The organism is Paraburkholderia flagellata (genome assembly GCF_021390645.1).
GTDB classification, from domain to species: Bacteria; Pseudomonadota; Gammaproteobacteria; order Burkholderiales; family Burkholderiaceae; genus Paraburkholderia; species Paraburkholderia flagellata.
On record NZ_JAJEJT010000004.1, the window covers coordinates 1072553 to 1097950 of the forward strand.

Consider the following 25398-nt stretch of genomic DNA (forward strand, 5'->3'; position numbering starts at 1 on the left):
GGGCTGGAAGCTGACGCACGTTCATGCCGCAAATCGCTATCGGCCAGGTGCTTGATGCTTGCCTCCATTGCCACCCATTCCGTTGCTCCGCGAGATTACCTACTCGTTTTGCGCGACTTTGACGACGTCACGTCGTGCGCGATCTCGGAGAGTCGCTTGTCACCAAGCAATTGAAGCAACGTATTTTCCGCTGAACCCAACGCCTCATTGATGTGGCGATTTACCGCCGCCTCCACGGGACATGTGTGATTGTCGTCGGCTAGGCCGATCACAAACGGCGCGGTATGTCCAATGGCCTGGTAGACATCTCTCACCGTAAGATCGTTGAGGTCACAGGCGAGCGCCCAGCCTCCGCCTGGACCACCAGTCGACTTTACATACCCCGATTCGCGTAGCGCAGCCATCGTTCGGCGGACAAAGACGGGGTTCGTATGCAGCATCAGCGCAATCGTCTCTGAGGTGGTCGCGCCTCCTCGAAGATGCATGTGGATGAGGATGTGCAGAAGTCGAGCCAGTCTGGTATCGCGTTGCATATTCGGAAGCTTGGTAATGCGCAACTTTTGATGTTACGCTATCTCGGGATCCTTGTGTGCATACCTCTCTGCCAGAGCAACCATGACCGCATACCGTCAAACCTTTATTGAAGCAAACGGAATTCGCCTGCATGTCGCTGAACAGGGCGACGGCCCGTTGGTGCTCCTTTGTCACGGCTTTCCTGAGACCTCGCATGCTTGGCGCCATCAACTGGCGGCACTTGCGCGCGCCGGCTTCCGCGCAATAGCACCGGATCTGCGTGGCTACGGATCAAGCGAATGCCCAACGGCAATCGGACAGTACACGACGTTAGACGTTGTCGGGGACCTGGTGGCGCTCGTTGACATTCTCGGAGAACGCGACGCAGTTGTTGTAGGAAACGATTGGGGTGCAACCATTGCCTGGCAGGCCGCGTTGCTTCGGCCTGACCGCTTTCGCGCTGTCGTTGCGCTCGGGGTGCCAATGATGGGCCGCGCGCCGATGACGCCGAGCCGGCTTTTTCCGCAGACCGACCAAACGAGGTTCTATACGCATTACTTTTCCGAACCTGGGTTGGCCGAAACCGAACTTGAGCGTGACGTTGCCACGACATTGCGCAAGATCTATTTTTCCGCATCAGGCGACGTCGGAGCCCGCGACGCAAATACGCCCAATCCATTCGGACTCGTGCCGCGGAGTGGTGGACTCCTTGACTCTCTGATTGATCCACCTGTGTTGCCCGCGTGGCTCGAACCCACCGACCTCGACAAGTTTGTGCAAGCATTCAGCATTTCTGGCTTTCGCGGTGGATTGAATTACTACCGCAACCTCGATCGCAATTGGGAAGTGCAATCGGCTTTGGAGGGCCTGCTCGTCGAGGTTCCCGCCCTGTACCTTGTCGGCGAGCGAGACACAGGTCTGGCAATGCCAGGCATGCACGAAATTATCGACGGCATGCCCCAGATCGTGCCCAGGCTGTCGGCTTCTCGGGTCGTTCCGCGTGCAGGACATTGGCTGCAACAGGAGGCGCCGGATTTCGTCAACGCGGCATTGATTGAGTTTCTCCGCGGTCTTTGATGTACACGGGCGCGATCTGACGGTTCAACTACGGTTAGCGGCCATTCCGCCCGCAGAACGGTATGTCGGAGAAGGGTCGATTGCGGGCGTCCGCGTTGGGCAGCAGCCGGCAATTCCCGGCCGTTCGACAAGCGACGCAGCCTGACGATTGACTGGCCCTTCACGCAGTTAAGGGGAAGTCCATCAACAACTCTGTGCAGTGCGTGTGATCCACTCATGCACGGCATCGACCGCGGCGGAGCGTGCGGGCTGCGCAGAACGCATCAGCCAGAGTTGCGGGAGCTCGAACTTCGGCACCTGCGCCAATACTTCCACGCGGCCGGCGCGCAGCGCGTCGTGCGCAAACAGCTCCGACACCATCGCAATGCCTGCCTCTTGCTCCGCAGCCGCGACGAGAAAGCGCGGATCGTCGATCGTCATCGCGCGGCGCGTGCGCAAACCTGCACGCCGCAGATCGGGCAGCCAGGGGGCCCAGTCTGGGAACGCTTCGTGAACCAGCAATGGCGCTTGCGTGAGCACGTCCGGAAACGGCGCTTTCGACAGCCGCCGCGCGGTCAGCGGGCCGCAGATCGCCAACGACTGCTCGCAAATCAACGGCTCGCAGATCACCTCTGGCGAGCGAAGCTGTTTGGTCGACACGACCAGGTCCACATCCACGCGATCGATTTCCGTGACCTCTTCTGCGGTCAGGAGCCATAGCTCGATGTCCGGCAGCGCCGCCGAGAACGCCTTCATACGCGGCATCAACCAGCCCGCAACGAACTGCGGCGGACAGAACACGATGGCCGAATCGGGATTGCCATATGGCTCGATGCGGTCGCGACCGTCCGCAAGCGTCGTGAGCGCCACCGTAACCGTCTGCGCGTAGAGCGTGCCAGCCGCCGTCAATGCGACGCCGCGCCCGATACGGCGAAAGAGCGCCTGGCCTGTCCATTCTTCGAGTTGCTGGATCTGATGGCTGATCGCGGACTGCGTCAACGCCAGTTCCTGCGCGGCGCGCGTGAAGCTGCCGAGCCGCGCCGCGGCGTCGAAAGCGAGCAGCGCCTGTAACGGGGGAAGTCTACGCATCGTTCAGTGCATGCAAGGTATTAGAAATTTCGATACTTCCAGCAAGATTCTTCGCTTTTCACCGGTTCATTTGCCCGCAATCATAGCCCCATCGTCCTGCCTGACCATGGACGCATGAAGAATATTTGTACTGCGCCCCCCCCTCAATCAACCGGAACGCCTCTGATGACCTCGATCGAATCACCCTTCCCGACCTCCAGCGCGATGGCCGAAGGCGAACGCGCGGCCCCGACCTATGCTGGCGTGCTGTCGTTCATGCGCCGGCCTTACACGCGCGATCTCACCGGCGTCGATGTTGCCGTTTCCGGCGTGCCGCTCGATCTCGCCACCACGTTCCGCTCAGGCGCACGCTTTGGTCCGGCTGGAATGCGTGCCGCCTCCGTGCAATTGGCCGAACTCGGCGCCTACCCGTGGGGCGTCAATCCGTTCGATCACCTGAATGTGGTCGATTACGGCGACTGCTGGTTCGACGCACACAATCCACTCGGCATACGCGACGCTATCGTCGCGCATGCGCGCAAAATCCTCGCGACGAACGCCCAGATGCTGACGTTCGGAGGCGACCACTACATCACCTGGCCGCTCTTGATCGCGCACGCGGAAAAATACGGCAAGCCGTTGAGCCTGATTCATTTCGACGCGCATTGCGACACGTGGCCGGACGACAACCGCGACTCGCTGAACCACGGCTCGATGTTCTACAAGGCGATCCGCGAAGGATTGATCGACCCGGCGCGCTCGGTTCAGATCGGCATCCGCACCTGGAACGACGACTTCATGGGCGTGCGCATTCTCGACGCGCCGTGGGTCCATCGACACGGCACGCAGGCGGTGGTCGACGAAGTGCTGTCGATCGTCGGCAACTCGCCCGCCTATCTGACCTTCGATATCGACTGCCTGGATCCAGCCTTCGCGCCGGGTACCGGCACGCCTGTGGCAGGGGGGCTGAGTTCGGCGCAGGCACTCGCGATCGTGCGTGCGCTGGGCGACGTCAATCTGATCGGCGCCGACGTGGTCGAAGTCGCACCGGCCTATGACCACAGTGACGTGACCGCACTCGCCGCGGCGCACATCGCTGCCGACATTCTGTGCCTGATGCGCCACAGAAAACTCGTGCGCCACCGCTACGCCTGATTTCCTGACCGACGACCCGACACGACTCTGCGGACACCACCATGTTGAAACCTGTGACGAGACAGCTTTTTGCCGCGACGCTCTTCTGCGCGCTGGGCGCTGCGAAGGCCGCCGACGACCGGCAGCTCAATCTGTACAACTGGGCCGATTACATAGCTAAGGATACCGTACCGAATTTTGAAAAGGAATTTGACATCCACGTCCGATATGACGTCTACGACGGCGACGAGACGTTGCAGGCCAAGCTGCTGACCGGATCGACGGGTTACGACGTCGTCGTGCCCACATCCAACTTCCTTGCACGGCAGATCGCCGCGGGCATTTACCAGAAGCTGGACAAGTCGAAGCTGCCGAACCTCGCGAATCTCGACAAGGACTTGTTGAAGCTCGTTGCGGACGCCGACCCCGGTAATCAGTACGCAGTGCCATGGGCATGGGGCACAACCGGACTCGGCTACAACGTGACACGCGTGCAGAAGATTTTGGGCAACGATGTGCCACTCGACAGCTGGGACGTGCTATTCAAGCCGGAGTACGTGAGCAAGCTCAAGACTTGCGGGGTATCGGTGCTCGATGCGCCGGCAGATGTATTCGCCGTAACGCTGCACTATCTCGGCAAGGACCCAAATAGTACTGTGCCGGCTGACTACCAAGCCGCTTACGAAACACTGAAGAAAATTCGCCCCTTCATCACGCAATTCAACGCGACGAGCTACATCAACGATCTGGCGGGCGACGACATCTGCTTTGCGCTCAGCTGGTCGGGCGACGTGTCGATGGCAAGTCATCGCGCAGAGGAAGCGAACAAGCACTTCGAGATCAAGTACTTCATACCGAAAGGCGGTGCGCCGGTGTGGTTCGACATGATGGCGATTCCGAAGGACGCACCGCACACGCAGGCAGCGCTCGAGTGGATCAATTACATCGAGCGCCCGGAAGTGCACGCGGCGATTACGAATGAGGTGTTCTATCCGAATGCCGATGCCGCGGCGCGTAAATTCGTCCGCCCGGATATTTTGAACAACCCTACCGTTTACCCACCGCCCGACGTGCTGAAGACGCTATTCCTCATGAAGCCGTTGCCGGCTGAGATCAAGCGGCTTGAGAGCCGGCTTTGGGCACAGTTGAAGTCGGGCGGATAAGCCAACGCAGGCTGCCCAAAGCCCGGCTACATTGGCACCAGACGCTGTTTAGGTCATGTGGACGACCGTTTGGTATCTCGAGGATTCGCCCGCCAGCGCGAGCTGACATTCGTGGTCGCGCAGGTTGCGCAACTGGTTCACACGGATTCCAAGCTCGCGAGCAATCTGCGCCTTTGGTTTCTCGCCCAGCGCCGCCAGCCGAACCGCTTCCAGCTTGAATTCCCGGCTATACCGCTTGTATTCCTTGCGTTCCATGAGACACCTCGCAGAGCTAGTATGCCCCTTTCAAGGTGTCCACCGAACGTGGGTAAGATCAGAGCGACCAAGCGCCTCTTGCCGGAACCTCCGGCGCGGCTAGATCGATCGCAGCAGGCCTCCATCGCACGCTATTGCCTGCCCGGTAACGTATGCGGCAGGTTCAGACGCGAGAAAAGCCGCCAGCGCCGCGAATTCCTCCGGCCGCCCCATGCGCCCCGCCGGCACCTGGTTCGCCACCTGATCGTCGTCCACGCCGATTTCCTGCAAACGCTCCGTGGCCGTGAAGCCCGGCAGCAGCGCGTTCACCGTGATGCCGTCCGCGGCGACCTCACGACTCAGCGCATTCACGAGCCCGTGCAGCGCGGGACGAATCACGTTGGAGAGGATGAGCCCCGGATGCGGCTCGAGCGCCGCGACCGACGTGACGATCAGGATGCGCCCCCAGCGCCGCGCCCGCATGTCGGGCAGGCAGGCGCGAATGAGACCGACCGCGCTCAGGAAGAGACTATCGACGGCGCCTTCCCACGCGAGATCGTCGACCGCTTCGAACGTGCCGACCGGCGGCCCGCCCGTGTTCACAACCAGCACGTCGACGCCGCCCAGCCGCGCGATCACGTCCTGGGCGAGGCGCGCCGATGCGCCCTTCGGCGTGAGATCGGCGGCAAAGGCCGTGGCTCCGATTTCCGCGGCGACCTTGGCGAGCCGCGCTTCGTCGCGCGCACACACTGCGACGCTGGCGCCTTCGGCGCGTAATGCGCCGGCGACAGCGCGACCCAGACCGCGCGACGCCCCCGTCACGAGCGCGCGCTTCGATTCCAGTCCAAGCTGCATGTTGCTGCTCCTTGATAGCCCAGAGATAACCGGTCGGCGCCGAACGTGGCGCCGTCGTCAGCGTCCGCCGACGTCCGGCTCAATTTCAAACACCGCATCGACGACGATCACGCCGTTGAGCGGCAACGCCGCAACGCCCACACAGGTGCGCACGTGCCGCCCGCGCTCCCCGAAGATGTCAACAATCAGGCCCGAACAGCCGTCCATCGCGGCGGGCTGGTCCGTGCAGTCCGGCGTCGAGTTCACGTAGCCCGTCATGCGCAGGCAATGCGTCACACGGTTCAAGGTGCCACCGCACGCGTTGCGGACGTGCGCGAGGATGTTGAGGCCGCAAAGCCGCGCCGCGTCACGCGCGTCGTCGAGCGTCGCGTCGTCGCCGAGCTTGCCGCGATGCCGCAGCGCGCCGTTCTCGAAGCTCAGTTGCCCGGACACGTGGACCTGGTTGCCCGATACGAGCGCCGGGACGTAGTTGTACAGCGGCTTCGGCGCCTGCGGCAGCTGCACGCCGAGCCGCGCGAGGCGTCCATCGAAATCCTCGATCATCGATCTCCTCCCTGACCTGCGCCCGTCCTGCGCCATCACGGCTCGAAACGGCACGTCATGCTTCCGAACGCACCATAGTCGACCGTCACTTCGTCGCCTGGCTCAATGCTGAGCGGCGTCATGCATGTGCCGGTGGTGACGAACTGATCCGGTGTCAACGCGAGCTGCAAACGGGAAAGCTCGTTGACGAGCCACGTCAGCGCGATGTACGGATCGCCGAGCACGTTCGCGCCCTCGCCTTCGCGCTCGTACTGCCGCGCGCGGCCGGCCACCGTCGCACGAACGCGATGCGCCGCGAGGTCGATGCCCTGCCACGTCCCCGATGCACGTGGGCCGAGCACGAAGACGTGCGCGCACGCGTTATCCGCGATCAGCTGGGCTTCGCCCGCCGTCACGAAATCGGCAAAGCGTGAATCGGGAAACTCGATGCCGAGATACAGGGCGGCCACCGCCTCCCTGACCTCGTCGATCACGTAAGGCTGCGCGCGCGGCGTCAGCGGACGGCCCACGCGAAACACGAACTCGGGCTCCGCGACCTTCATGCGGTTGCCCGCCATCGACAGGTGCGCGCCGTTAGCATGGACGCGCTCGACCAGAATGCGCCCCGCGAGCGGACCGTCGACGTTGATGTGCCGCTGGCCCGCCACGCTCGTCGCCGCGATCTTCCATCCCGCCGGCGGCGCCGGGGAATGTGCCGCGAGACGGGCCTGAACGGCGTAGCCCTCCGCGCGGTCGCGTGGGCGCAGCCCATCGGGCAAGGCGTCGATAACGCGCCCTTCGTGCCAGGCGCGCCACAGCAGGTCGGAAGCGGCCTCGATATCAATGGTCATACAACGATCTCCCAACGTGGACCGAATCCACATGATTCGTCATCCGAAATGATCAGGACGATGGCTTGCCTCGACGCGCATGCGGCGCGTGATCTACACGTAGATCTCCCCCGCCATGTAAGTGGCGGCATGGCCGCTGATGATGACGCGATCGCCCACCACCTCGCAACCCACCTGCCCCTTGCGCACCCCGCCCTGCTGCGCCGTCAGGATCGGCTTGCCGAGGCGCGACGCCCAGTACGGCGCGAGCCACGCGTGGGCCGCGCCAGTGACGATGTCCTCATCGACGCCGACCTTCGGCCCGAACCAGCGCGAGACGAAGTCGAACGCCTCGCCACGCGCGGTCACGCTGACGCCGAACTTCGTGCACTCGCGCAGCGCCGCGAAGTCCGGGGCGAGCCGCGCGATTTCCGCTTCCGAATCGACGACGACCACGTAATCGCGCGCCTCGAGCACTTCGGCCCGCTCGATCCCGAGCGCGGGCAGCAACGCCGGCGGCGGCGTGCAGGGTCGTGGCATCGTGCCGGGGAAATCCATCGCGAGTTGGTCGACTGCGCGGCGCACGCGAAGCTCACCGCCGCGCGTGCTGAACTGCAACAGGTCCTCGGGGACGGACAACTCATTGAACAGCACCCACGACGTGGCCAGCGTCGCGTGCCCGCACAGATCGACTTCCACCTGCGGCGTGAACCAGCGCAACTGGTAACGGCCGCCGTGCCCCACGAAATAGGCGGTTTCGGCGAGATTGTTCTCGGCGGCGATGGCCTTGAGCATCTCGTCGGGCAGCCAGCTTTCCAGCGGGCAGACCGCGGCGGGATTGCCCTCCAGTGTCCTCGAGGAGAATGCGTCGACCTGAAAGATCCTGAGCTTCATTCCGGGTTCCTTGTGAGCGGGCACAGTGCGCCTCGCGGCGGCATCGTGAATCGTCGGGTGCAAATGAATTCTACAAATTGTAGAACTTGTCGTCAAATTGGATAAAAGTGACGTATACCCTTAGCGTTGCCATGCGGGCGACGTCATGCGCAAGTCAGCGGTCGAGCAATGCGAGGTTCTCGGCGTTGTAGCGCAGTCCCGCCGTCGCGCCCTGCGGCATGGCTGCATCGAGCGCGGCCATGTCCCCGTCGCTGAGCAAGACCTGCGCCGCGCCCAGATTCTGTTCGAGGCGCGCGATCTGCCGCGTGCCGGGAATCGGCACGATGTCGCCGGCGCGATGAAGCAGCCACGCAAGCGCGATCTGCGCCGACGGCACACCCTTCGCAGCCGCAATCGCATGCACGGCCTCTGCCGCGCGCATGTTCGCGTCGAAGTTCGCGCCTTGCAGACGCGGATCGTTCGTGCGGCGGAAATCGCCTTCCGGCCAGGCCTCGGCGCGCTTCGCGCTGCCTGTCAGAAAGCCCCGCCCAAGCGGACTGAACGGCACGAGCCCGATGCCGAGTTCGTGCAGAGTAGGGATGACTTCTGTTTCGATGGCGCGCTCCCATAGCGAATATTCGCTCTGCAACACCGAGACGGGATGCACGGCGTGCGCGCGCCGGATCGTCCCAGGACTGGCCTCCGACAGCCCGAAGTAGCGCACCTTGCCCTCGCGCACGAGCGCGGCGACGGTGTCGGCGACCTTCTCGATCGGCACGGCCGGGTCCACGCGATGTTGATAGAGCACGTCGATGTAGTCGGTCTGCAGCCGCGCGAGCGAAGCGTTGACGACTTCGCGAATGTGCGACGGACGGCTGTCGGTCGCGCCGTGCTCGGGATGCCCTATCGCAAAGCCGAACTTGGTGGCGATCTGCACGGCATCGCGCCGCCCCTTCAGCGCTCGCCCGAGCAGCGCCTCGTTGGTGTAGGGCCCGTAGACCTCCGCGGTGTCGAAGAACGTGCAGCCGAGGTCGATCGCGCGATGAATGACCTCGACCGACGCCGCTTCGTCAGCCGTCCCGTACTCGCACGACATGCCCATGCAACCGAGTCCGATCGCGGAAACCTCGAGTCCCTGCTGTCCCAGCTTGCGGCGTGGAATCAACATGATGCCCCTCCAGAAATGATGGCCGGTGCGCTGCCGTCCCACGCCAGGCCTTTGTCGAGTCGGACGGATCCGCACAGTCTAGGTCTCGCACCGCAGGAATACCGACCAAATTAACGACTCCTTCGAGCCTCCGCTAGCACGTTTGAACCACGAATCCGTGCCTAGCCGCTCCGAAGCGCGCCGCGATGCGCCCTGTCCTACGCGGCCTCGCCTGTGCGCGCCGTTTGCCCTAGGGTTAATCCCGAATTTCTACAATTTGACTAATATTTCGACAATTCATAGACTTTTGTCGAAAGAGGAGGTGTCACCTTTGCCGCACACGGTTTGCCAACGTTCGTAACTGGAGATGGGAAATGAAGATGCACAAAAGTTTGCGGCTCGTCATGGGTACGTCCCTGCTCGGACTCTGTCTCGGCACGGCACGGGCGCAGGAGGTCGTGACGGTCGGTGCAGCGAATCCGCTTACCGGCAGTCTCGCCGCGATGGGCAAGGACGCCGAGAACGGCGCGCGGCTCGCGGTCGAGGAGATCAACGCGTCGGGGCTCACCATCGGCGGACGCCCGGTGACGCTCAAGCTCGAGGGCAAGGACGACGCCGCCGACCCGCGAACCGCCACGACGGTCGCGCAATCGCTCGTGGACGACAACATCGTCGCGATCATCGGCCACCTGAATTCGGGCGCGTCGATTCCCGCTTCGAAGATCTACAGCGGCTCGGGCATCGTGCAGATCTCGACGGCCACGAATCCCGCGTACACACAGCAGGGCTTCAAAACGACGTTCCGCGCAATGGCGACGGACGCACAGCAAGGCCCGGCACTCGCTTCCTACGCCGTCGACACGCTGCACGCGAAACGCGTGGCTGTCGTCGACGATGCGACCACCTACGGACAAGGCCTCGCCGACCAGTTCAGCCAGGCCGTCAAGGCGAAGGGCGTCGAGGTCGTGTCGCGCGATGCGACCAACGATCACACCATCGACTACCGGGCGATCCTCACGCGCATCAAGGGCGAGAAGCCCGACGTCATCATGTTCGGCGGCGCGGACGCCGGCGCGGGTCCCTTCGTCAAACAGGCACAGCAGCTCGGCATCGTGGCGCAGATCGTCGGCGGCGATGGCATCTGCACCGAGAAGCTCGCCGAGCTCGCAGGCCCGGCATCGCGCAACGTTGTGTGCTCCGAGGCCGGCGCAGCGCTCGACAAGATGCCGGGCGGCCCCGCATTCAAGGTGCGTTACGAGAAGCGCTACGGCCAGCCGATCCAGGCGTATGCGCCGTACAACTACGACGCCGTCTATGTCGTCGTTGATGCGATGAAGCGCGCCAACTCAATCGACAAGGCCAAAATCCTCGCGGCCATGCCGTCGACCGACTACAAGGGCGTGACGGGTGAAATTGCCTACGAGCCGAACGGCGATCTCAAGCACGGCGTCATTTCGATCTTTACCTACGTAAACGGCAAGCAGAAGCTGCTCATCGAAATGCAGCCGCAATGACGGGGAAACCGACATGAGCATCGAGCGCTATGCACACGCTCTCCCGCTGCCGCTCTCGAAAGCCGTTCGCGCGGGTGGCTTCCTGTTCCTGTCCGGCGTCGTCGCGCTCGACGCCGACGGCAAGCTCGTCGACGGCGACATCCGCACGCAGACGCTCGTCGTGCTTCAGACGATCGAGCAGACGCTGAAGGCGCTCGGGCTCGCCATGGACGACATCGTGAAGACGACCGTCTGGCTCGCCGATCTCGGCGAATCGGCGCCGTTCAATGACGAGTATGCGAAGTTCGTCGGCGCCGCGCCGCCGGCGCGCTCGGCCTTGGAAGCGCGGCTCTATGGCGGCGCGCGTGTCGAGATCGAGGTGCAGGCCTGGGCCGGGTGAATGAACGACAGGCGCAGGCCGCGCCGGCTGTATCAGCTGGCCGCGTCGCTGCGCTGGCGCAGCGCCTCGAGATAGTTGTAGATCGTATGGCGCGATACGTTCAGCGCGAGCGCCGCGCGCTCGACGCCGCCCTTGACGATGAAGAGGCCACGGCGCGTCATCACCTGCACCGCGTAGATCTTCTCCTCCTTGTTCATCATGGACACCGGCTTGCCGAGCTTGTGAACGGCGTCGTCGATGATCTCCTTCATCAGCACGTCGAGCTGCGGCTCGGTGGTCGCCACCGGCTCCTCGGCCGGCTTGCGATTGAGCAGTCGTTCGAGCCAGTTGTGCGCCATCTCGAACATCGTCATGTCGGCGTTCAGGCAGAGCGCGGAGAACGGATAGCCCTCGGCGTCGCGGAAGATCACCGTGGACGAGCGCAGCGGCTGGCCCGACGCATTCTCGGTCGGATAGTCGCCGATGATCGCGTGGCCGGGCTCGCCACGCGCCGAGCGCGCATCCATGACCGCCGCGTACGAGACGTCGCCCTTCGGTCCGCGCAGTGCCGAGCTGCCGACCGAGCGTCCCGTCACGTGCCCGTTGACGATGCTGACGACCGAGTCTTCCGGATGCGTCAGATCATGCAGCGCCACTTCAACGTTCGAGCCGAGCACGCTGCCGAGCAGTTGCACGACCGGATGCAGCGCGTTCATCACGGCCGTGCGCTCGGCCTGGATCTCGGGCGACAACGCGCGGCGGCGCCGGCTCGCGGACGCCGAGGAAGAAGAGGATCTCGTGGCCATCGCTGCTGTATGGAAAAGGACCTGCCGATGTACGGGTTGGGGTGTCGGCGTCATGACCCTCACGAGGAACATCGGGGGCCTTGTCGGTGCGCCTATTGTAGCGCCGACCCGTCGCCGTCCGGCGATGGGCGTCCGTTTCGCCGGCACGTTCTGGAGAACCTGACATGCAAGACAACGAGCAACTGGACCGCATCGATCTGCGCATCCTGCGTGAGCTGAGCGTCGACGGCCGCATGAGCTGGCGCGATCTCGCCGAGAAGATCCATCTCTCGCTGACCCCGACGCTGCGCCGAGTGCGCCATCTCGAAGAGCGTGGCTATATCCACGGCTACGTGGCCCGGCTCGACGAAGCGCGGCTCGTCGGCAAGATGACGGTCTTCGTCTGCGTCACGCTCGACAACCAGTCAGAGGCCACGATCGCGCGCTTCGAGGAGCAGGTCGGCCTCGCGCCCGAAATCATGGACTGCTTCCTCGTGACAGGCGATGCCGACTACACGCTGCGCGTCGTCGTCCGCGATCTCGATGCCTATCATGCGTTCCTCACGCGCTCGCTCACGCGCATTCCAGGCGTCGCGCACATCAAGTCGAGCTTCGCGCTCAAGACCGTGCTGATGCGCGCCGTGCCGCTGATCTGAGGCGGCCACGCACCCGGACGACCTTAAACGCGCTCGGCGAGCCTCGCGCGATGGCGCTCGCGCACTGGCCGCGCGGCTTCGTACTGGCGCGCCTTGACCACGCCGAAGCCACGTGTCGAGGCTGGTACGTTTAGCAGCGCAACGGCGGCGTCGAGCGTCGCGGGCGTCAGCCGCTCGATCGCGAGGCGGACATCCTCTTCGAACTCGCGGATCAGCGCGCGTCCGATCACGCGGTCCCGCTGACGGCCGAACGGATCGAGCAGTGTGCGGCGCAGCGCTTTGCCGTGCCTGAGCACACGCAGCAGCGGCTCGACCCAGAAGCCGCGCAGCGCAATCTTGTTGCGGCGTCCCGTGCGGGCGTCACGGCGCGTGAGCAACGGCGGCGCCATATGGAAGACCTTCTGGCCGGTTCTGTCGAAGAGCCCGGCAAGCCAGGCGCTAAAGCTGCCGTCGATATGCAGTCGCGCCACTTCGTACTCGTCCTTGTAGGCGAGCACCTTGAAGTAGTGACGCGCCGCGGACTCGGCAAGCAGGCCGACGGCTCCGACGCTCCGGCGCTCCGGCGCTCGACATCACGAACACGTTCCACGAACGCGAGATAGCGGCGCCCGTAGGCCGCGTTCTGATAACGCTCGAGATCGCCAACGCGATCGGCCACGAAGCGTTCAAGGTCGAATGGATCGTCCGCGGCCTTTTCGGGTCCGCTCACACGCCCGAGCACAGCGGGATCGTTCCAGACCGAACGGCAACGCATCGAGGCGGAACTCGCGCGGGCCGCCGAACACCTGGCCGCGCTCGAGTCGCTGCGCGAGCGCCTGCTCACGGACTTGTCACAGGAACGCGAAGCCCGGCAGCACGCTGCTGCGGAAGCCGCGGCGCTCATCACTTTGATAGAGCAGCAGCGGCAGATGCTCGCGCGGGTCGGCGCGGAGTCAGTCAATGGAAGGGGCAAGGCGACCGCTGCGCGGCCAGCCCCCCACCGCACGGCCAGAGCAATTAAGACAGCCCCCAGCACGCCCACGAGGAAGGCACGATGAACCCCTCCAGTGCGCCCGGTCCGTCCTGCTGGCCGATACCGGCTGCCGGCCGCCGCAACGTCTGCCGGACGCGATCGACGCGGCGCTCCTGTACGTCGCGCACGTCCTTGGCCACCCGGTCTATGTGCGCTGGTCGCTCGCCGTTTTGAAACGCGGCTGCCCGTCGCTGGCCGACGCCAAACGCGAGCACCCTGCCGTGTTCGCGCTGCTGCATGAACACGATGCGGCCATCGAGTACCGGAAGCGCAAGCGCCTGCGCGCCATGCCTGAGGCCTCAGCGCCCTCCGCCGTCACCGTGCTCGAACGGACCCTGCGGCAGTACGGTGGCGCTTCCGCCTGGCGGTGCGGGGCGACGATCACCGCAACGCCGCGGCAAGCACCAGTGTGGCGATCCCGCGTATTTCACCAGCCGCGGCGAGTAATATACCTTTCAGCAAGACTACGGACTTATCTGGTGACGGCCCATCGAAGGCAGCTCCAATACTCGGCGCAAAAGAGGATGAATCGGCACTTAACTCCTTCCCAAGTTAAAGATTTATGGTTCCCCGACCACCAAGCATGGCGCGGGTCGCGGCTGTTCAGCCGATCACGCGTCAGAAGGCGCCGACGTCGACCCTCGAACAATGAGCCTCGGTGCCGAAGTGCGAATGACCGTCGTCTGAGAGGCTCGTCCGTTCATGAGATCGACAAGCAGCCCAATCCCTTTTTCCGCCAACTCAGTGGTCGGGATAGCCACAGTCGTCAAACCGGGCCGCGATTGCCTGGCCGGAACGATGTCCGTGATGCTGACAACCGAGAGGTCTCCTGGCACTGAGTACCCTAGATCTGATGCCGCATTCAACACGCCAAGCGCGGGAAGGTCGTTGGATACGAATATCGCGGTCAAATCCGGGCGAGAGGTTAGCAAGTCCGTCGCCGCCTGATAGCCGTCATCAAACGAGTCTTCCGTGAATCGCTCGTCAGCCGCGACCCGTCGAATTTTGGCTTCCCGCATGACCTCCTGGTAGCCTGCATAGCGAGCTCGATGTATGCCATTCTTCGGGCTGCCAATGATCGCCCCGATGCGACGATGTCCCAACTCGACCAGGTGTTCCACGGCAAGTCTCGCGGCGCCTTTCGAATCGAAGGTCACGCACGGAATTCCCGGCGGTTCGTCAGCAAGCTCCCAGACCGATATGACAACGGGGACTCCGCGCGCCTGAAGCGCCTTCAGTTCCTCGACCGGCAACTCTCCGTAGTTCGCGACCAGAACGCCGTCCGATAGCGAACCGGCAACCTGTTGCAGAAAGCTCGTGCCGCGATCCGGCTCGTGATCGGTGTTGCACACAAGAAGATGGCGTTCATGCTTGAGCGCGGCCAGGTTCGCCGCAAGCGTGAACTCCGGATAGAAGGGGTTCGTGATACAGCTAAGCATCAATGCGAGCGTTGGCGCCTTTCGCTCGACGAGCGCCCGTGCAGTCAGATTCGGGCGATAGCCTTGTCTCTCTACTGCCTCGAGCACGCGCAGCCGCGTCTCCTCTCCTACTCGCCCCCGGCCACGCAGCACATTCGAGACTGTCATGACCGAGACGCCGGCGTCTTCTGCCACGTCTCTGATCGTGACTGCCGGAGTGAAATGCTTACTGCTCATGGTGTGTTCGTATCGGGTGGAAATGGACGCCGTCGCAACATTCAATCGATGCAGCGAGCACTTGTCAACTCGTCCCCGGGTGGAAGACCTATTGCGCGCGGCAAAAAACCGGCGTAGAGTCCGTTCAAACCATAGATACGGTTACCTCCGGACAGGCCTCACGGCCTTTTTTTGAAATCGGGTGATGTAACGTTAAACCAAGCGGAATGGAGACATGGCGGCCATCACACTGAAAGGCGTGACCAAGGCGTATGGAGATCACGCGCCCGTACTACGCGGAATCGACCTGGACATCGGGGAGAACGAGTTCTGTGTCTTCCTTGGCCCTTCGGGATGCGGCAAGTCAACACTGCTTCGCATCATCGCGGGCCTTGAAGACGCTTCGTCGGGCGATGTCGAGATTGGTGGCCGCCTTGTGAATGCAGTCCCCCCCGCCAAACGGGGGGTCGCGATGGTCTTCCAGAGCTACGCCCTGTTTCCCCATATGACGGTTGAGGAAAATATGGGGTTTGGATTGAAGCTATCGGGCCTACCCGCCGACCAGGTGGCGGCCAAAGTTCAAACAGCGGCGAAGACGCTGCAACTCGACGCGTTGCTCAAGCGCAAGCCCGCAGCGCTGTCTGGAGGGCAACGCCAGCGCGTTGCCATCGGTCGGGCCATTGTGCGCGAGCCCGGTGTGTTCTTGTTCGATGAACCGCTTTCGAACCTCGATGCCATGCTTCGCAGCCAGACGAGAATCGAGATTGCAAAGCTTCATCGCAATTTCGCGCAGTCCAGCACCGTCTATGTGACTCACGATCAGGTCGAGGCGATGACGCTTGGCGACAAGATCGTCTTGTTGCGCGCGGGCGCCGATGCCGAGCGGTTCGGGAGCATTGCGCAAGTCGGCTCGCCGCTCGACCTGTATCACCGCCCGAACAGCCGGTTCGTTGCCGAGTTCATTGGCAGTCCAAAGATGAACTTCCTCGGCGCGACGATCAAATCGTCGGGCCACGACGGCGTCATCGTAAGTCTGGACAAGACCAACGAGGACGTCCTGGTCAAAGTCGATGGATCGTCGCTGCAAACTGGACAGGCTGTGCAACTGGGCATTCGCCCCGAACACTTCGACGATGTCATCGAAGGCAAGGTGACTGCGCACGATGGCGACGGTGCAAGACAGGCGCTCCAACGCGAAGTCACCCTCGTCGAGCGACTCGGCGAGCACAGCTATCTTCACCTCGACGATCTCGCCGGATCGCCCGTCGTCGTCAAGCAGCCTGGTGACGTGGCATATCAACCAGGCACGCACGTCACGATCCGGTTCAATTCCAACGCTTGTCATCTATTCACCGCCGAAGGCAGCGCAGTACCGAAGCTTCACTAGAAAAATCTACGGAGACATCTATGAAACGAACCATTGCGCTCTCGGTTCTGAGCGCCGCTCTTTCTGTTGCGACGGTCGCCAGCGCCGGTACGCTCCAGTTGAATATTGCGTTCAAGGGAGCGGAGACTCGCGCCGTCTGGGAAAACTTGATCAAGGAGTTTGAGCACGCCAACCCGGGCGTGACCACCAAAGTCGCCTTCGTCGAAGAAGAGACGTACAAGGTCCAACTACCTGCCTGGCTTACGTCGGTCGCACCGGATGGGATCAACTGGCACGAGGGCGAGCGCATGGCGTACTACGCGAAGCGCGGCCTGCTCGAAGACCTTTCGGCGGACTGGCAAAAGAACGACTGGAACACGCAGTTCGCCTCCCTGAAGACGGCTTCATCCTATAACGGCAAGCAATACGCAATGCCGACGCAGTACTTTGCCTGGGGCCTCTACTATCGAAAGGACCTGTTCGAAAAGGCAGGCGTCAAAGGCGAACCCAAAAACTGGCAAGAATTTCTCGACGATTGCAAAAAGTTGAAAGCCGCCGGCATCGCACCGATTGCAGTCGGCGGTCGCGATTCGTGGACGCTCGCAGCGTGGTTCGACTATCTCGATCTGCGCATGAACGGCTACGACTTCCATATGAAACTGATGAACGGTGATATTCCCTATACGGACACGCGTGTGAAGAATGTGTATCTCGCGTGGAAGACACTCATCGACAACAAGTATTTCATCGACAATCCGCTTTCATACAGCCTCGATTCCGTGCAGCCGCTGTACATCCAGGGACAAGCGGCGATGATGCTGATGGGTACTTTCCTGTCGCCTGGCTTGCCCCCGGCGACGAAGGTTCAAACAGGCTTCTTCAAATTCCCGATCGTGGATCCAAAGGTGACGCCTGCTGAAGATGGCTCTGCGGAATGTCTGAATATCCCCATGCGAGCGGCGAACAAGGCTGATGCGCGGAAGTTCCTTGCGTTTATCGGCCAACCGGAGAACGACGCCACGCTAGCAAAAGGCGTGGGAACGCTGCCTGCCAACAACAAGGCAGCGATGCCCGACGATCCGATTGCCAAAATCGGCTTCCAGATCCTGTCGGAGACCAAAGGCGGCGTGGCCCAGTTTTACGACCGCGACATGACCAAGGAAATGGCCGACGAGGGCATGAAGGGCATGCAACGCTTCATCAGCGATCCTTCGAAGCTCGACGACATCCTTGCCGACCTCGAAAAGACGCGCAAGCGCGTCTACAGCAAGTCCTGATCACGCGAGAGTTCAGATGGCCACAGCCGAAACGAGAGAGTCGGTAAGTCACGGCTCACCCGCAGATCAGCGCCGCCACACCCGCCGCTCGTCAGCGGCCCGGCAGTCGGCGCCTCTTGCCAGAAAGCGCAAGCGAGCGGCTTTGCTGTTCTTGCTGCCAGCGTGCACGATGTTCTGCATCTACGTGATCTATCCGATCCTCAGCAGCATCGTGCTCAGTCTTTATAGCTGGGACGGCATGAGTGAAAAAGTGTTTGTCGGACTCGCGAACTACAACGAGTTGCTTCATACCGATACGTTCTATGTCGCGCTGAAGAACAATGTCTTGTGGCTCGTGTTGTTCCTGCTGGCTCCGCCAATCGGGTTGGCGTTTGCGCTCTATCTCAACCAGAGCGTAACTGGCATGCGGCTGATCAAGTCGCTGTTCTTTTCGCCGTTCGTGCTGTCAGGCGTCGTTGTCGGACTTGTCTTTAGCTGGTTTTACGATCCCGCATTCGGACTCTTACGGCTGATCGTCGGGCACGGCATTCCTGTGTTGGGAGATGAGCACTACGCCACATTCGGCGTGATTGCCGCCGCGCTCTGGCCGCAGATTCCGTTTTGCATGCTGCTCTACCTCACCAACCTCACGAGCATCAATCCAGAAATCATCGAAGCCGGACGGATGGAGGGAGCAACGGGCTGGGCATTGCTCTGGCACGTTGTGCTGCCTCAACTGCGGCCGGCAACCTTCCTCTCAGTCGTGCTGACCATCATCGGCGCGCTCCGCAGCTTCGATTTGATCGCGGTGATGACAGGGGGAGGCCCGTTCGATAGCTCAACGGTGCTGGCCTATTTCATGTACGACCAGGCCATCAAGTACTTCAGATACGGCTATTCGGCGGCGATTGCGGTCGTGCTGTTTTTGATCATGCTGGTCTTCATCGTGTACCAACTTCGCCGGCTCCTTCACACTGATCGATAACAGGGAAATCGCCTATGTACCCTACCCCCGTAAGCCGCTGGAGCCCGATGGGACGCAAGGTCTACAAGACCTCGCTGCCCATCGCCCTGCTGATCTGGCTACTTCCACTGATTGCTGTGTTCGTGACGTCAGTTCGTTCTACGGATGATCTGACCAATGGCAACTATTGGGGCTGGCCCGAGAGGTTCGCGCTGGTGGAGAACTATCGCACGGTGCTGTTCAGCTCGCCGATGCTTCACTACTTCATGAACAGTTGTCTGATCACGGTGCCCTCAGTCATTGGATCTATCGCGCTGGCTTCAATGGCAGGATTTGCGCTGGCGACGTATCCATTCAAGGGCAACAACAGCATTCTGGGTATCTTTGTGGCCGGTAACTTTGTTCCGATCCAGGTGCTGATGATCCCCGTGCGTCAACTGACACTTCAGCTAGGCCTGTTCAACACACTCGAAGGACTCATCCTTTTCCACATCGCGTTCCAGACCGGCTTCTGCACATTGTTCTTGCGGAACTTCATTAAAGAACTTCCGTACGAGCTTGTCGAAGCGGCGCGGATCGAAGGTGCCACTGAATGGCAGTTGTTTTATCGAATCATCCTGCCGCTGATCGCGCCGGCCCTGGCAGCGCTTGCCATTCTCGTGTTCACGTTTGTCTGGAATGACTATTTCTGGGCGCTCTGCTTGACGCAGGGCGACGACGCCGCGCCCATCACAGTCGGCGTCGCTGCGCTCAAAGGCCAGTGGACGACTGCCTGGAATCTCGTGTCGGCGGGTTCACTCCTCGCCGCTCTGCCGTCCGTCGTCATTTTCTTCGCGATGCAAAAGCACTTCATTGCCGGATTGACGTTCGGCGCGACGAAGGGCTGAGCCAATACACATCGTTCATCGAATGCGAGCTTCGGTCTCGCGGGGCGCCGTGCGTCCCTGACAATTAAAAAGAGGAATCTCTCCATGAAAGTGGGTGTCGACTACTATCCCGAGCATTGGGACGTTTCGCTGTGGGAACAAGACGCGTGGCAGATGCGGGAAGCCGGTATCACCATTGTTCGCCTGGCTGAGTTCGCATGGTCGCGACTTGAGCCGGCCGAAGGCAAGTTCGAGTTCGCATGGCTCGACCAGGCGATTGGCGTTTTGGCCCGGCACGGAATCAATGTGGTGATTGGAACGCCGACAGCAACACCACCCGTATGGCTCACTCACGATTACCCGGACGTTCTTCCCGTCGATAACAAAGGCAATGCGATATTCGCAGGCGTACGACTGCACCGCTGCTACAACAGTCCGTCGCTACGCAAGTTCGGCGAGCGCATCATCGAGCAGATCACGCAGCGTTATGCGCCAAACCCAGCGGTTATCGGCTGGCAAACCGACAATGAACTTGCGGCGAACGATTGCCACTGCGAGAGTTGCACACGGTCTTTCCGTGGATGGCTTCAGCGAAAATACGGATCATTGGAAACACTCAATCGCGAATGGGGCACGGTCGTATGGAGCGGGGAATACAGCGACTGGGACCAGGTGACCACACCCCGTGGCGGTTCACCGTACCTCAACCCTTCCTTCCTGCTCGACTTTCGGCGATTCTCGTCAGATGCGGTCGCGGACTTTAATCGCTTCCAGGCCGCGCTGATCCGAAAGAACAGCCCCGGCAAGTTCGTGACCCACAATCTGTGGGGATATCCTGTGACGGCCGACTACTACGACATGTTCGACAGCATGGACTTTGCATCTGTCGACTATTACCCGGCAACCGACCTCCTCGATGACTCAAAGTCCAGGATGTACCACGGAGCGCTGACGCTCGACCTGACGCGTGGGGTAAAGCGCAAGAACTTCTGGGTGATGGAACAGTTGAGCGGAACGCCGGGTTGTTGGTACCCGATGTCGCGCACGCCTTTCCCGGGAATGATTCGCGCCTACGCCTGGCAAAGCGTTTCACGCGGTGCCGACGCGATTGTGCAATTTCGTTGGCGCTCAGCGCGTATCGGTGCGGAGCAATTCTGGCACGGGCTGTTGGACCATCATGGAGTGCCCGGCCGTCGCTTCGAAGAGTTCGTTCAATTTAGCCAGGAAGCGCAAAAGCTTGCGCCGCTGCTTGAGGGCACGACGCTCAAGCACGATGTGGCCATGCTCTTCTCGCACGAACAGATGAACGCTTTCCAGATCCAGCCGCAAGCTGACGGATTCGATTATCTGGGCAACTTCAAACGTGTCCATTCTGCTTTGCTGAAAATGGGCGTCGGCGCAGACGTCATCAACTGGCGAGATGATTTTCAGGGCTACAAGCTCGTCATTGCGCCGATGCTGTACCTGATTGACGGGACGATTGCCGCGACGCTAAAGCAGTACGTCGACAACGGCGGAACGCTGGTACTGACCACACGCTCCGGCGTCAAGAACTTGAACAATGTCTGTCTGCCGGATCGGCTTCCGAATTTGCTAACAGACCTTGCCGGCGTGTATGTCGATGAATACGATCCGGTGGGCAAGGACATCCAGACGCTGAATCTCGACAGCGGCGAGGAACTGTCTAGCGGTCAATGGTGTGACATTCTGACCCCTGTCACGGCGGAAACCATCGCGACGTATGCGAGCGAGTATTTTGCAAACGAGTCAGCAATCACCCGAAATGCGCATGGAAAGGGCGTGGTGTACTACGTCGGCACAGTCCTCCACGAGACGGCAAGTCAGATACTGATGCGTCGCATCGCGAGCGATGCCGGCGTCGAGTGCGAATTCGAGCTTCCCGACGGGGTGGAAGTCGCGGTAAGAAGCTCAGAGGAAAGACGGATACTTTTTGTGCTGAATCTCACCAGGGAGCCCAAAGAGATATTGCTACCCGTTCGCGACTACGTGAGCGCCCTATCAGATCGGCGCTTGCCTGCCAGCAGCATCATACTCGGGCCCGGCTCTGTGGAAATTCTTGTCGAGGAAAACGCCACTGCCGCGTCTGTCGCCTAGCATGATGCGAACATCGGCATTCACCACCCGCTGATGTTCGCTGCTAACTCGTACGCGTCAAAGCGACGATAAAGTCGAGAAATACTCGCGTCTTGGCCGGTGTGTGGTACCGCGATGGATGGTACGCATAGAGCGGGAAGCGCTCATCAGGCCAGTCCGGGAACAGATTGACAAGGCGCCCCTCCCGAATGAGAGGTTCCGCTCCGAGCAGCAGCATCTGCGCGACGCCGGAGCCAGCCAGACACGCGTTGAGGAGTGCGCTCGGATCATTCACCGTCAGCCTGCCATTCGTCTCGACAACCAGCTTTTTGCGCTTGCGATGAAACTCCCACGGATATGGCTTTCCGGTTTCCGGGTTCCGGAATTCGAGACACCTGTGGACGCCGCGCCCCAGTTCTTGAGGCTCCGCTGGCCGCCCCCGGCGAGCGACGTAAGAGGGTGCTGCGACGGTGACCACTGCGGTGTCCAGAAGCTTTCGCGCAATCAGACTGGATGAGCGGGGTTCGCCAAATCGCAAGGCCAGATCGAAACCGTCCATGATGAGGTCCCCGAGTTGATCTCTCGCGATGAACTCGATATCAAGTTCAGGATGCGCGTCCATGAATTCGTCGAGCTTCGGGCCCAGAGCGACGCGCAAAAAAGCCGGATCAAGATTGATTCGCAGCTTCCCCCGTACTGTCACCCCGCCTCCTGCCGCGGCTGCGGCCGCCTCCTCCATTCCCCTTAAGTGCGGCATGACCTGCTCGTAGAACCGTCGGCCTTCTTCGGTCAGGGAAACGGCGCGCGTCGTCCGATTGAAGAGGCGAATTTTCAGCCGCGTTTCGAGTCGAGCGATGGCCCGACTCACCCCAGGTGGCGACATACCCATCAATTCGGACGCCGCTGCAAATGTCCCCGCATCGACGACGGCCGCAAATACGCTGATACCGCTGGAGAGATTCACGCTGGACGATCCCATGGGCGCTCCCTGCACCGCGCGTCAAAAATCGCACTATGACGGATTAGTAACCGTCTGTCATCTCTCAAGTGTCATTCGTGTCATTTAGTTTCCCGTCGCGTTTACCCACAATGCATCCCAACAGGACGTTTCAACTCCACAACCCCAAGGAGCATTGCCATGAATACCCGTCATCTCGCTTTGGCCCTCGCAGCCGCCATCGCCTTTCCCGCCGCTGGATACACTCAGGAATCCAGCTCGACCGTCACCCGTGCACAGGTGCGCGCGGAACTCGTCCAACTGGAAGGCGCGGGCTACCGGCCCGGCCGCGCCAATGATCCCCATTACCCCACCGACATTCAGGCCGCCGAAGCGGCTGTGGCATCGCGCAACGTTGCCGGGTCGAACGTCGACAGCGGCGTGGGCGGTGCGCCGATCGGCTCGTCCGCTTCAGGTATTCGCGTCAGCGCTCAAGCGGCTCCCGCGAATCCACAGTTCGCCTCGCTTTACGCACATCACTGATCGGGTCACATCTATCCATGCAAGGAGAAACTGCAATGTATGCAATCACAGGGATAACAGGAAAGGTCGGCGGTGCGGTGGCGCGCACGTTGCTCGCAGCGGGCCAGCCGGTACGCGCGGTAGTACGCGATGCCGCGCGGGCACGTACGTGGGCTGAGCGCGGGTGTGAAGTGGTGACAGCCGGCATGGACGACGCGGCGTCACTGGCGGCCGCTTTCGAGGGCACGCAAGGTGTCTTCATTCTGCCGCCGTCCGACTTCGATCCGTCGCCTGGCTTTCCCGAGGCACGCGTTGTCATCGACGCCGTGCGCGCCGCGCTTGAGTCAGCGGCACCAGAGAAGGTGGTTTGCCTCTCGACGATCGGCGCGCAGGCCACCGAGACCAATCTGCTCACGCAACGCACGCTGATGGAACAGGCTCTGAGCACACTGCCCATGCCGGTTACGTTCCTGCGGCCAGGCTGGTTCATGGAAAACGCCGCGTGGGATGTGGCTCCAGCCCGCGATACGGGGACGATTCCCAGCTTCCTGCAACCGCTCGACAAGCCCGTACCGATGGTCGCCACGGCGGACGTCGGCCGCGTCGCCGCACAACTGCTCCTGGAGCGCTGGCGTGGTGTGCGTGTCGTCGAACTGGAAGGGCCGCGGCGCGTCACTCCGATCGACATCGCGGAGACGTTTGCCGGAATTCTTGGCCATGCAGTACGCGCGGAGGTCGTTCAGCGTGACACGTGGGAAGCACTGTTCCGGTCCCAGGGAATGAAGGAGCCGTCGCCGCGCATGCGCATGCTCGACGGGTTCAATGAAGGCTGGATCACCTTCGAAGGCGAGGACGCCGACATCGTCAAGGGCGAAGTGGAGCTGGAAACCGTTCTGCGAGACCTCGTCTCACAAGCGGTCTAACGCGGGCGCACCCGGTGACGCGTACACGATGTCGCGTTGCCGCGTGCCAATCGCTCAACATTCATCAGGATTCTCCATGGAATACCGCACACTCGGCAGCTCAGGGCTGCGCATTGCCCGTCTTTCTCTTGGCGCCATGACCTTTGGCGCCGGTACCGGAATCTGGGGCGAGATTGCCGGCCTCGACCGTGCCCAGGCCACACGTCTTGTCGCGATGGCCGCAGAGCGCGGCATCAACCTGATCGACACGGCTGACGCCTATTCGCAAGGGCAATCTGAAGCGGTCGTCGGCCAGGTACTGGCTGATCTTGGACTCGATGAGTCGCGCATGCTGGTCGCGACCAAAGTCCGGCTGCGCACCGGCGCCGGGCATAACGACGTGGGCCTCGGCCGCTCGCACATCATGCGGTCGGTGGAAACGAGCCTTCGGCGTATCGGCCGGGATCATATCGACCTGTTTCAGTTGCATGACCGCGATGCACTCGTTCCGCTTGAAGAAACGCTGCGCGCGCTCGACGATCTCGTCACGCAGGGCAAGGTGCGGCACATTGGCGTCTGTAATTTCAGCGCGGGCGACCTGGAGCGTGCGCAGGGTATTACCACCCGCACCCACTGGGCTCGCGTCGTTAGCAATCAGGTTCACTATGCGTTGACGAGCCGGGACGTCGAGCACGAAATCGCGCCTGTGGGACTGGCCAATGATGTCGCGCTTCTGGTGTGGAGTCCGCTCGCGGGCGGATACCTGAGCGGCAAATATACCGCGGGAGGCGACAGCGCGGAAATGGGGCGTCGCGCGATGCTGAACTTCCCGCCGATTGATCCGGTGAAAGCCGACCCCATTGTGCTCGAATTGCGAGAGATCGCGACGGAACTCGATGCTACGCCGGCACAGGTTGCCCTGTCGTGGGTGTTGGGACGCAGCGAAGCGACCTCGGTGATCATCGGCGCACGCACCGAGGCCCATCTCGAAGATAACTTGAACGCACAAAAGGTGGTGCTTTCGGACACGCAGAGAGACCGTCTCGATCGCGTGTCGCAACCGGAGGTACCATATCCACACTGGATGCAGCAGTTCCACGACAAGGATCGCATCTTGACTTGACTTGATGGAGCCCG

Annotated in this window: 27 protein-coding genes and 1 pseudogene; 14 read left to right on the forward strand and 14 right to left on the reverse strand. The window is 61.8% G+C overall.

What is annotated here, in order from left to right; all coding sequences use genetic code 11:
* Positions 1-95: 95 nt before the first annotated feature.
* Positions 96-533 (reverse strand): Rrf2 family transcriptional regulator, encoded by a 438-nt coding sequence (locus L0U83_RS35380; RefSeq protein ID WP_233888792.1) that lies wholly within the window; start codon positions 531-533, stop codon positions 96-98.
* An 82-nt stretch (positions 534-615) separates the two neighbouring features.
* Between L0U83_RS35380 and L0U83_RS35385 the strand changes: the two genes are divergently transcribed.
* On the forward strand, positions 616-1590 hold the full coding sequence (locus L0U83_RS35385; protein ID WP_233888793.1) for an alpha/beta fold hydrolase: 975 nt from the start codon (positions 616-618) through the stop codon (positions 1588-1590).
* 183 nt (positions 1591-1773) lie between these two features.
* On the opposite strand, the gene L0U83_RS35390 is transcribed toward L0U83_RS35385, so the two are convergent.
* Positions 1774-2658, reverse strand: a complete 885-nt coding sequence (locus L0U83_RS35390) for a LysR substrate-binding domain-containing protein (RefSeq protein ID WP_233888794.1) — start codon at positions 2656-2658, stop codon at positions 1774-1776.
* A gap of 204 nt (positions 2659-2862) precedes the next feature.
* On the opposite strand from L0U83_RS35390, the gene speB reads away from it, so the two are divergent.
* Both speB and L0U83_RS35400 read left to right on the forward strand, forming a co-directional pair.
* Entirely contained in the window at positions 2863-3792 is a 930-nt protein-coding gene (gene speB / locus L0U83_RS35395; RefSeq protein ID WP_233889194.1) for an agmatinase, read from the forward strand.
* A gap of 41 nt (positions 3793-3833) precedes the next feature.
* Positions 3834-4934: a polyamine ABC transporter substrate-binding protein gene (locus tag L0U83_RS35400; protein WP_233888795.1), complete on the forward strand. Its 1101-nt coding sequence runs from the start codon at positions 3834-3836 to the stop codon at positions 4932-4934.
* 48 nt (positions 4935-4982) lie between these two features.
* Here the strand turns inward: L0U83_RS35400 and L0U83_RS35405 are convergent, their stop codons facing one another.
* The 6 genes from L0U83_RS35405 to L0U83_RS35430 all read right to left on the reverse strand — a co-directional run bounded on the left by L0U83_RS35405 (position 4983) and on the right by L0U83_RS35430 (position 9416).
* A complete protein-coding gene (locus L0U83_RS35405; RefSeq protein ID WP_233888796.1) occupies positions 4983-5189 on the reverse strand; it encodes a transposase in 207 nt (68 codons plus the stop codon).
* 99 nt (positions 5190-5288) lie between these two features.
* The gene (locus L0U83_RS35410; protein ID WP_233888797.1) at positions 5289-6023 is read right to left on the reverse strand and encodes an SDR family oxidoreductase; all 735 of its coding nucleotides are present in this window, start codon (positions 6021-6023) and stop codon (positions 5289-5291) included.
* 57 nt (positions 6024-6080) lie between these two features.
* The gene (locus L0U83_RS35415) at positions 6081-6566 is read right to left on the reverse strand and encodes a RidA family protein (RefSeq protein WP_233888798.1); all 486 of its coding nucleotides are present in this window, start codon (positions 6564-6566) and stop codon (positions 6081-6083) included.
* A 35-nt stretch (positions 6567-6601) separates the two neighbouring features.
* Positions 6602-7396, reverse strand: a complete 795-nt coding sequence (locus tag L0U83_RS35420) for a 2-keto-4-pentenoate hydratase (protein ID WP_233888799.1) — start codon at positions 7394-7396, stop codon at positions 6602-6604.
* A 93-nt stretch (positions 7397-7489) separates the two neighbouring features.
* Positions 7490-8269, reverse strand: coding sequence for a PhzF family phenazine biosynthesis protein (locus tag L0U83_RS35425; protein WP_233888800.1), 780 nt, complete (start codon positions 8267-8269; stop codon positions 7490-7492).
* A 154-nt stretch (positions 8270-8423) separates the two neighbouring features.
* Entirely contained in the window at positions 8424-9416 is a 993-nt protein-coding gene (locus tag L0U83_RS35430; protein WP_373321174.1) for an aldo/keto reductase, read from the reverse strand.
* Between the two features lie 353 nt (positions 9417-9769).
* Between L0U83_RS35430 and L0U83_RS35435 the strand changes: the two genes are divergently transcribed.
* Positions 9770-10909 (forward strand): branched-chain amino acid ABC transporter substrate-binding protein, encoded by a 1140-nt coding sequence (locus L0U83_RS35435; RefSeq protein WP_373321175.1) that lies wholly within the window; start codon positions 9770-9772, stop codon positions 10907-10909.
* 13 nt (positions 10910-10922) lie between these two features.
* The gene (locus L0U83_RS35440; protein WP_233888801.1) at positions 10923-11288 is read left to right on the forward strand and encodes a RidA family protein; all 366 of its coding nucleotides are present in this window, start codon (positions 10923-10925) and stop codon (positions 11286-11288) included.
* Positions 11289-11320: 32 nt separating this feature from the next.
* Here the strand turns inward: L0U83_RS35440 and L0U83_RS35445 are convergent, their stop codons facing one another.
* Positions 11321-12073 (reverse strand): helix-turn-helix transcriptional regulator, encoded by a 753-nt coding sequence (locus L0U83_RS35445; protein ID WP_233888802.1) that lies wholly within the window; start codon positions 12071-12073, stop codon positions 11321-11323.
* A 164-nt stretch (positions 12074-12237) separates the two neighbouring features.
* On the opposite strand from L0U83_RS35445, the gene L0U83_RS35450 reads away from it, so the two are divergent.
* A complete protein-coding gene (locus L0U83_RS35450; RefSeq protein WP_233888803.1) occupies positions 12238-12708 on the forward strand; it encodes an Lrp/AsnC family transcriptional regulator in 471 nt (156 codons plus the stop codon).
* A 23-nt stretch (positions 12709-12731) separates the two neighbouring features.
* On the opposite strand, the gene L0U83_RS35455 is transcribed toward L0U83_RS35450, so the two are convergent.
* The 4 genes and pseudogenes from L0U83_RS35455 to L0U83_RS35465 form a co-directional block, all read right to left on the reverse strand.
* Positions 12732-13241 carry a DUF6537 domain-containing protein gene (locus L0U83_RS35455; protein ID WP_308445110.1) on the reverse strand — a complete coding sequence of 170 codons (510 nt, stop codon included), beginning with the start codon at positions 13239-13241 and terminating at the stop codon, positions 12732-12734.
* 29 nt (positions 13242-13270) lie between these two features.
* Positions 13271-13591: pseudogene (locus L0U83_RS40960) on the reverse strand (DUF6537 domain-containing protein); the annotation flags it as partial.
* A gap of 113 nt (positions 13592-13704) precedes the next feature.
* Entirely contained in the window at positions 13705-13959 is a 255-nt protein-coding gene (locus L0U83_RS35460) for a hypothetical protein (protein WP_233888806.1), read from the reverse strand.
* Between the two features lie 372 nt (positions 13960-14331).
* Positions 14332-15375 carry a LacI family DNA-binding transcriptional regulator gene (locus L0U83_RS35465; RefSeq protein ID WP_233888807.1) on the reverse strand — a complete coding sequence of 348 codons (1044 nt, stop codon included), beginning with the start codon at positions 15373-15375 and terminating at the stop codon, positions 14332-14334.
* A gap of 214 nt (positions 15376-15589) precedes the next feature.
* Here L0U83_RS35465 and L0U83_RS35470 point away from each other — a divergent pair, with 214 nt between their 5' ends.
* The 5 genes from L0U83_RS35470 to L0U83_RS35490 all read left to right on the forward strand — a co-directional run bounded on the left by L0U83_RS35470 (position 15590) and on the right by L0U83_RS35490 (position 21921).
* Complete coding sequence (locus L0U83_RS35470) at positions 15590-16741, forward strand: ABC transporter ATP-binding protein (protein WP_233888808.1); 1152 nt, start codon at positions 15590-15592, stop codon at positions 16739-16741.
* Between the two features lie 20 nt (positions 16742-16761).
* A complete protein-coding gene (locus tag L0U83_RS35475) occupies positions 16762-17997 on the forward strand; it encodes an ABC transporter substrate-binding protein (protein WP_233889199.1) in 1236 nt (411 codons plus the stop codon).
* 16 nt (positions 17998-18013) lie between these two features.
* Positions 18014-18961, forward strand: coding sequence for a carbohydrate ABC transporter permease (locus L0U83_RS35480; protein ID WP_233888809.1), 948 nt, complete (start codon positions 18014-18016; stop codon positions 18959-18961).
* 14 nt (positions 18962-18975) lie between these two features.
* Complete coding sequence (locus L0U83_RS35485; protein ID WP_233888810.1) at positions 18976-19827, forward strand: carbohydrate ABC transporter permease; 852 nt, start codon at positions 18976-18978, stop codon at positions 19825-19827.
* Between the two features lie 84 nt (positions 19828-19911).
* A complete protein-coding gene (locus L0U83_RS35490) occupies positions 19912-21921 on the forward strand; it encodes a beta-galactosidase (protein ID WP_233888811.1) in 2010 nt (669 codons plus the stop codon).
* A 43-nt stretch (positions 21922-21964) separates the two neighbouring features.
* Here L0U83_RS35490 and L0U83_RS35495 read toward each other — a convergent pair whose 3' ends face one another.
* Positions 21965-22879, reverse strand: a complete 915-nt coding sequence (locus tag L0U83_RS35495; protein WP_233888813.1) for a LysR family transcriptional regulator — start codon at positions 22877-22879, stop codon at positions 21965-21967.
* 159 nt (positions 22880-23038) lie between these two features.
* Between L0U83_RS35495 and L0U83_RS35500 the strand changes: the two genes are divergently transcribed.
* The 3 genes from L0U83_RS35500 to L0U83_RS35510 all read left to right on the forward strand — a co-directional run bounded on the left by L0U83_RS35500 (position 23039) and on the right by L0U83_RS35510 (position 25384).
* Positions 23039-23380, forward strand: a complete 342-nt coding sequence (locus L0U83_RS35500) for a DUF4148 domain-containing protein (protein ID WP_233888815.1) — start codon at positions 23039-23041, stop codon at positions 23378-23380.
* Between the two features lie 35 nt (positions 23381-23415).
* Positions 23416-24282 (forward strand): NmrA family NAD(P)-binding protein, encoded by an 867-nt coding sequence (locus L0U83_RS35505; protein ID WP_233888816.1) that lies wholly within the window; start codon positions 23416-23418, stop codon positions 24280-24282.
* A gap of 76 nt (positions 24283-24358) precedes the next feature.
* Positions 24359-25384, forward strand: a complete 1026-nt coding sequence (locus L0U83_RS35510) for an aldo/keto reductase (protein ID WP_233888817.1) — start codon at positions 24359-24361, stop codon at positions 25382-25384.
* Positions 25385-25398 lie beyond the last annotated feature (14 nt).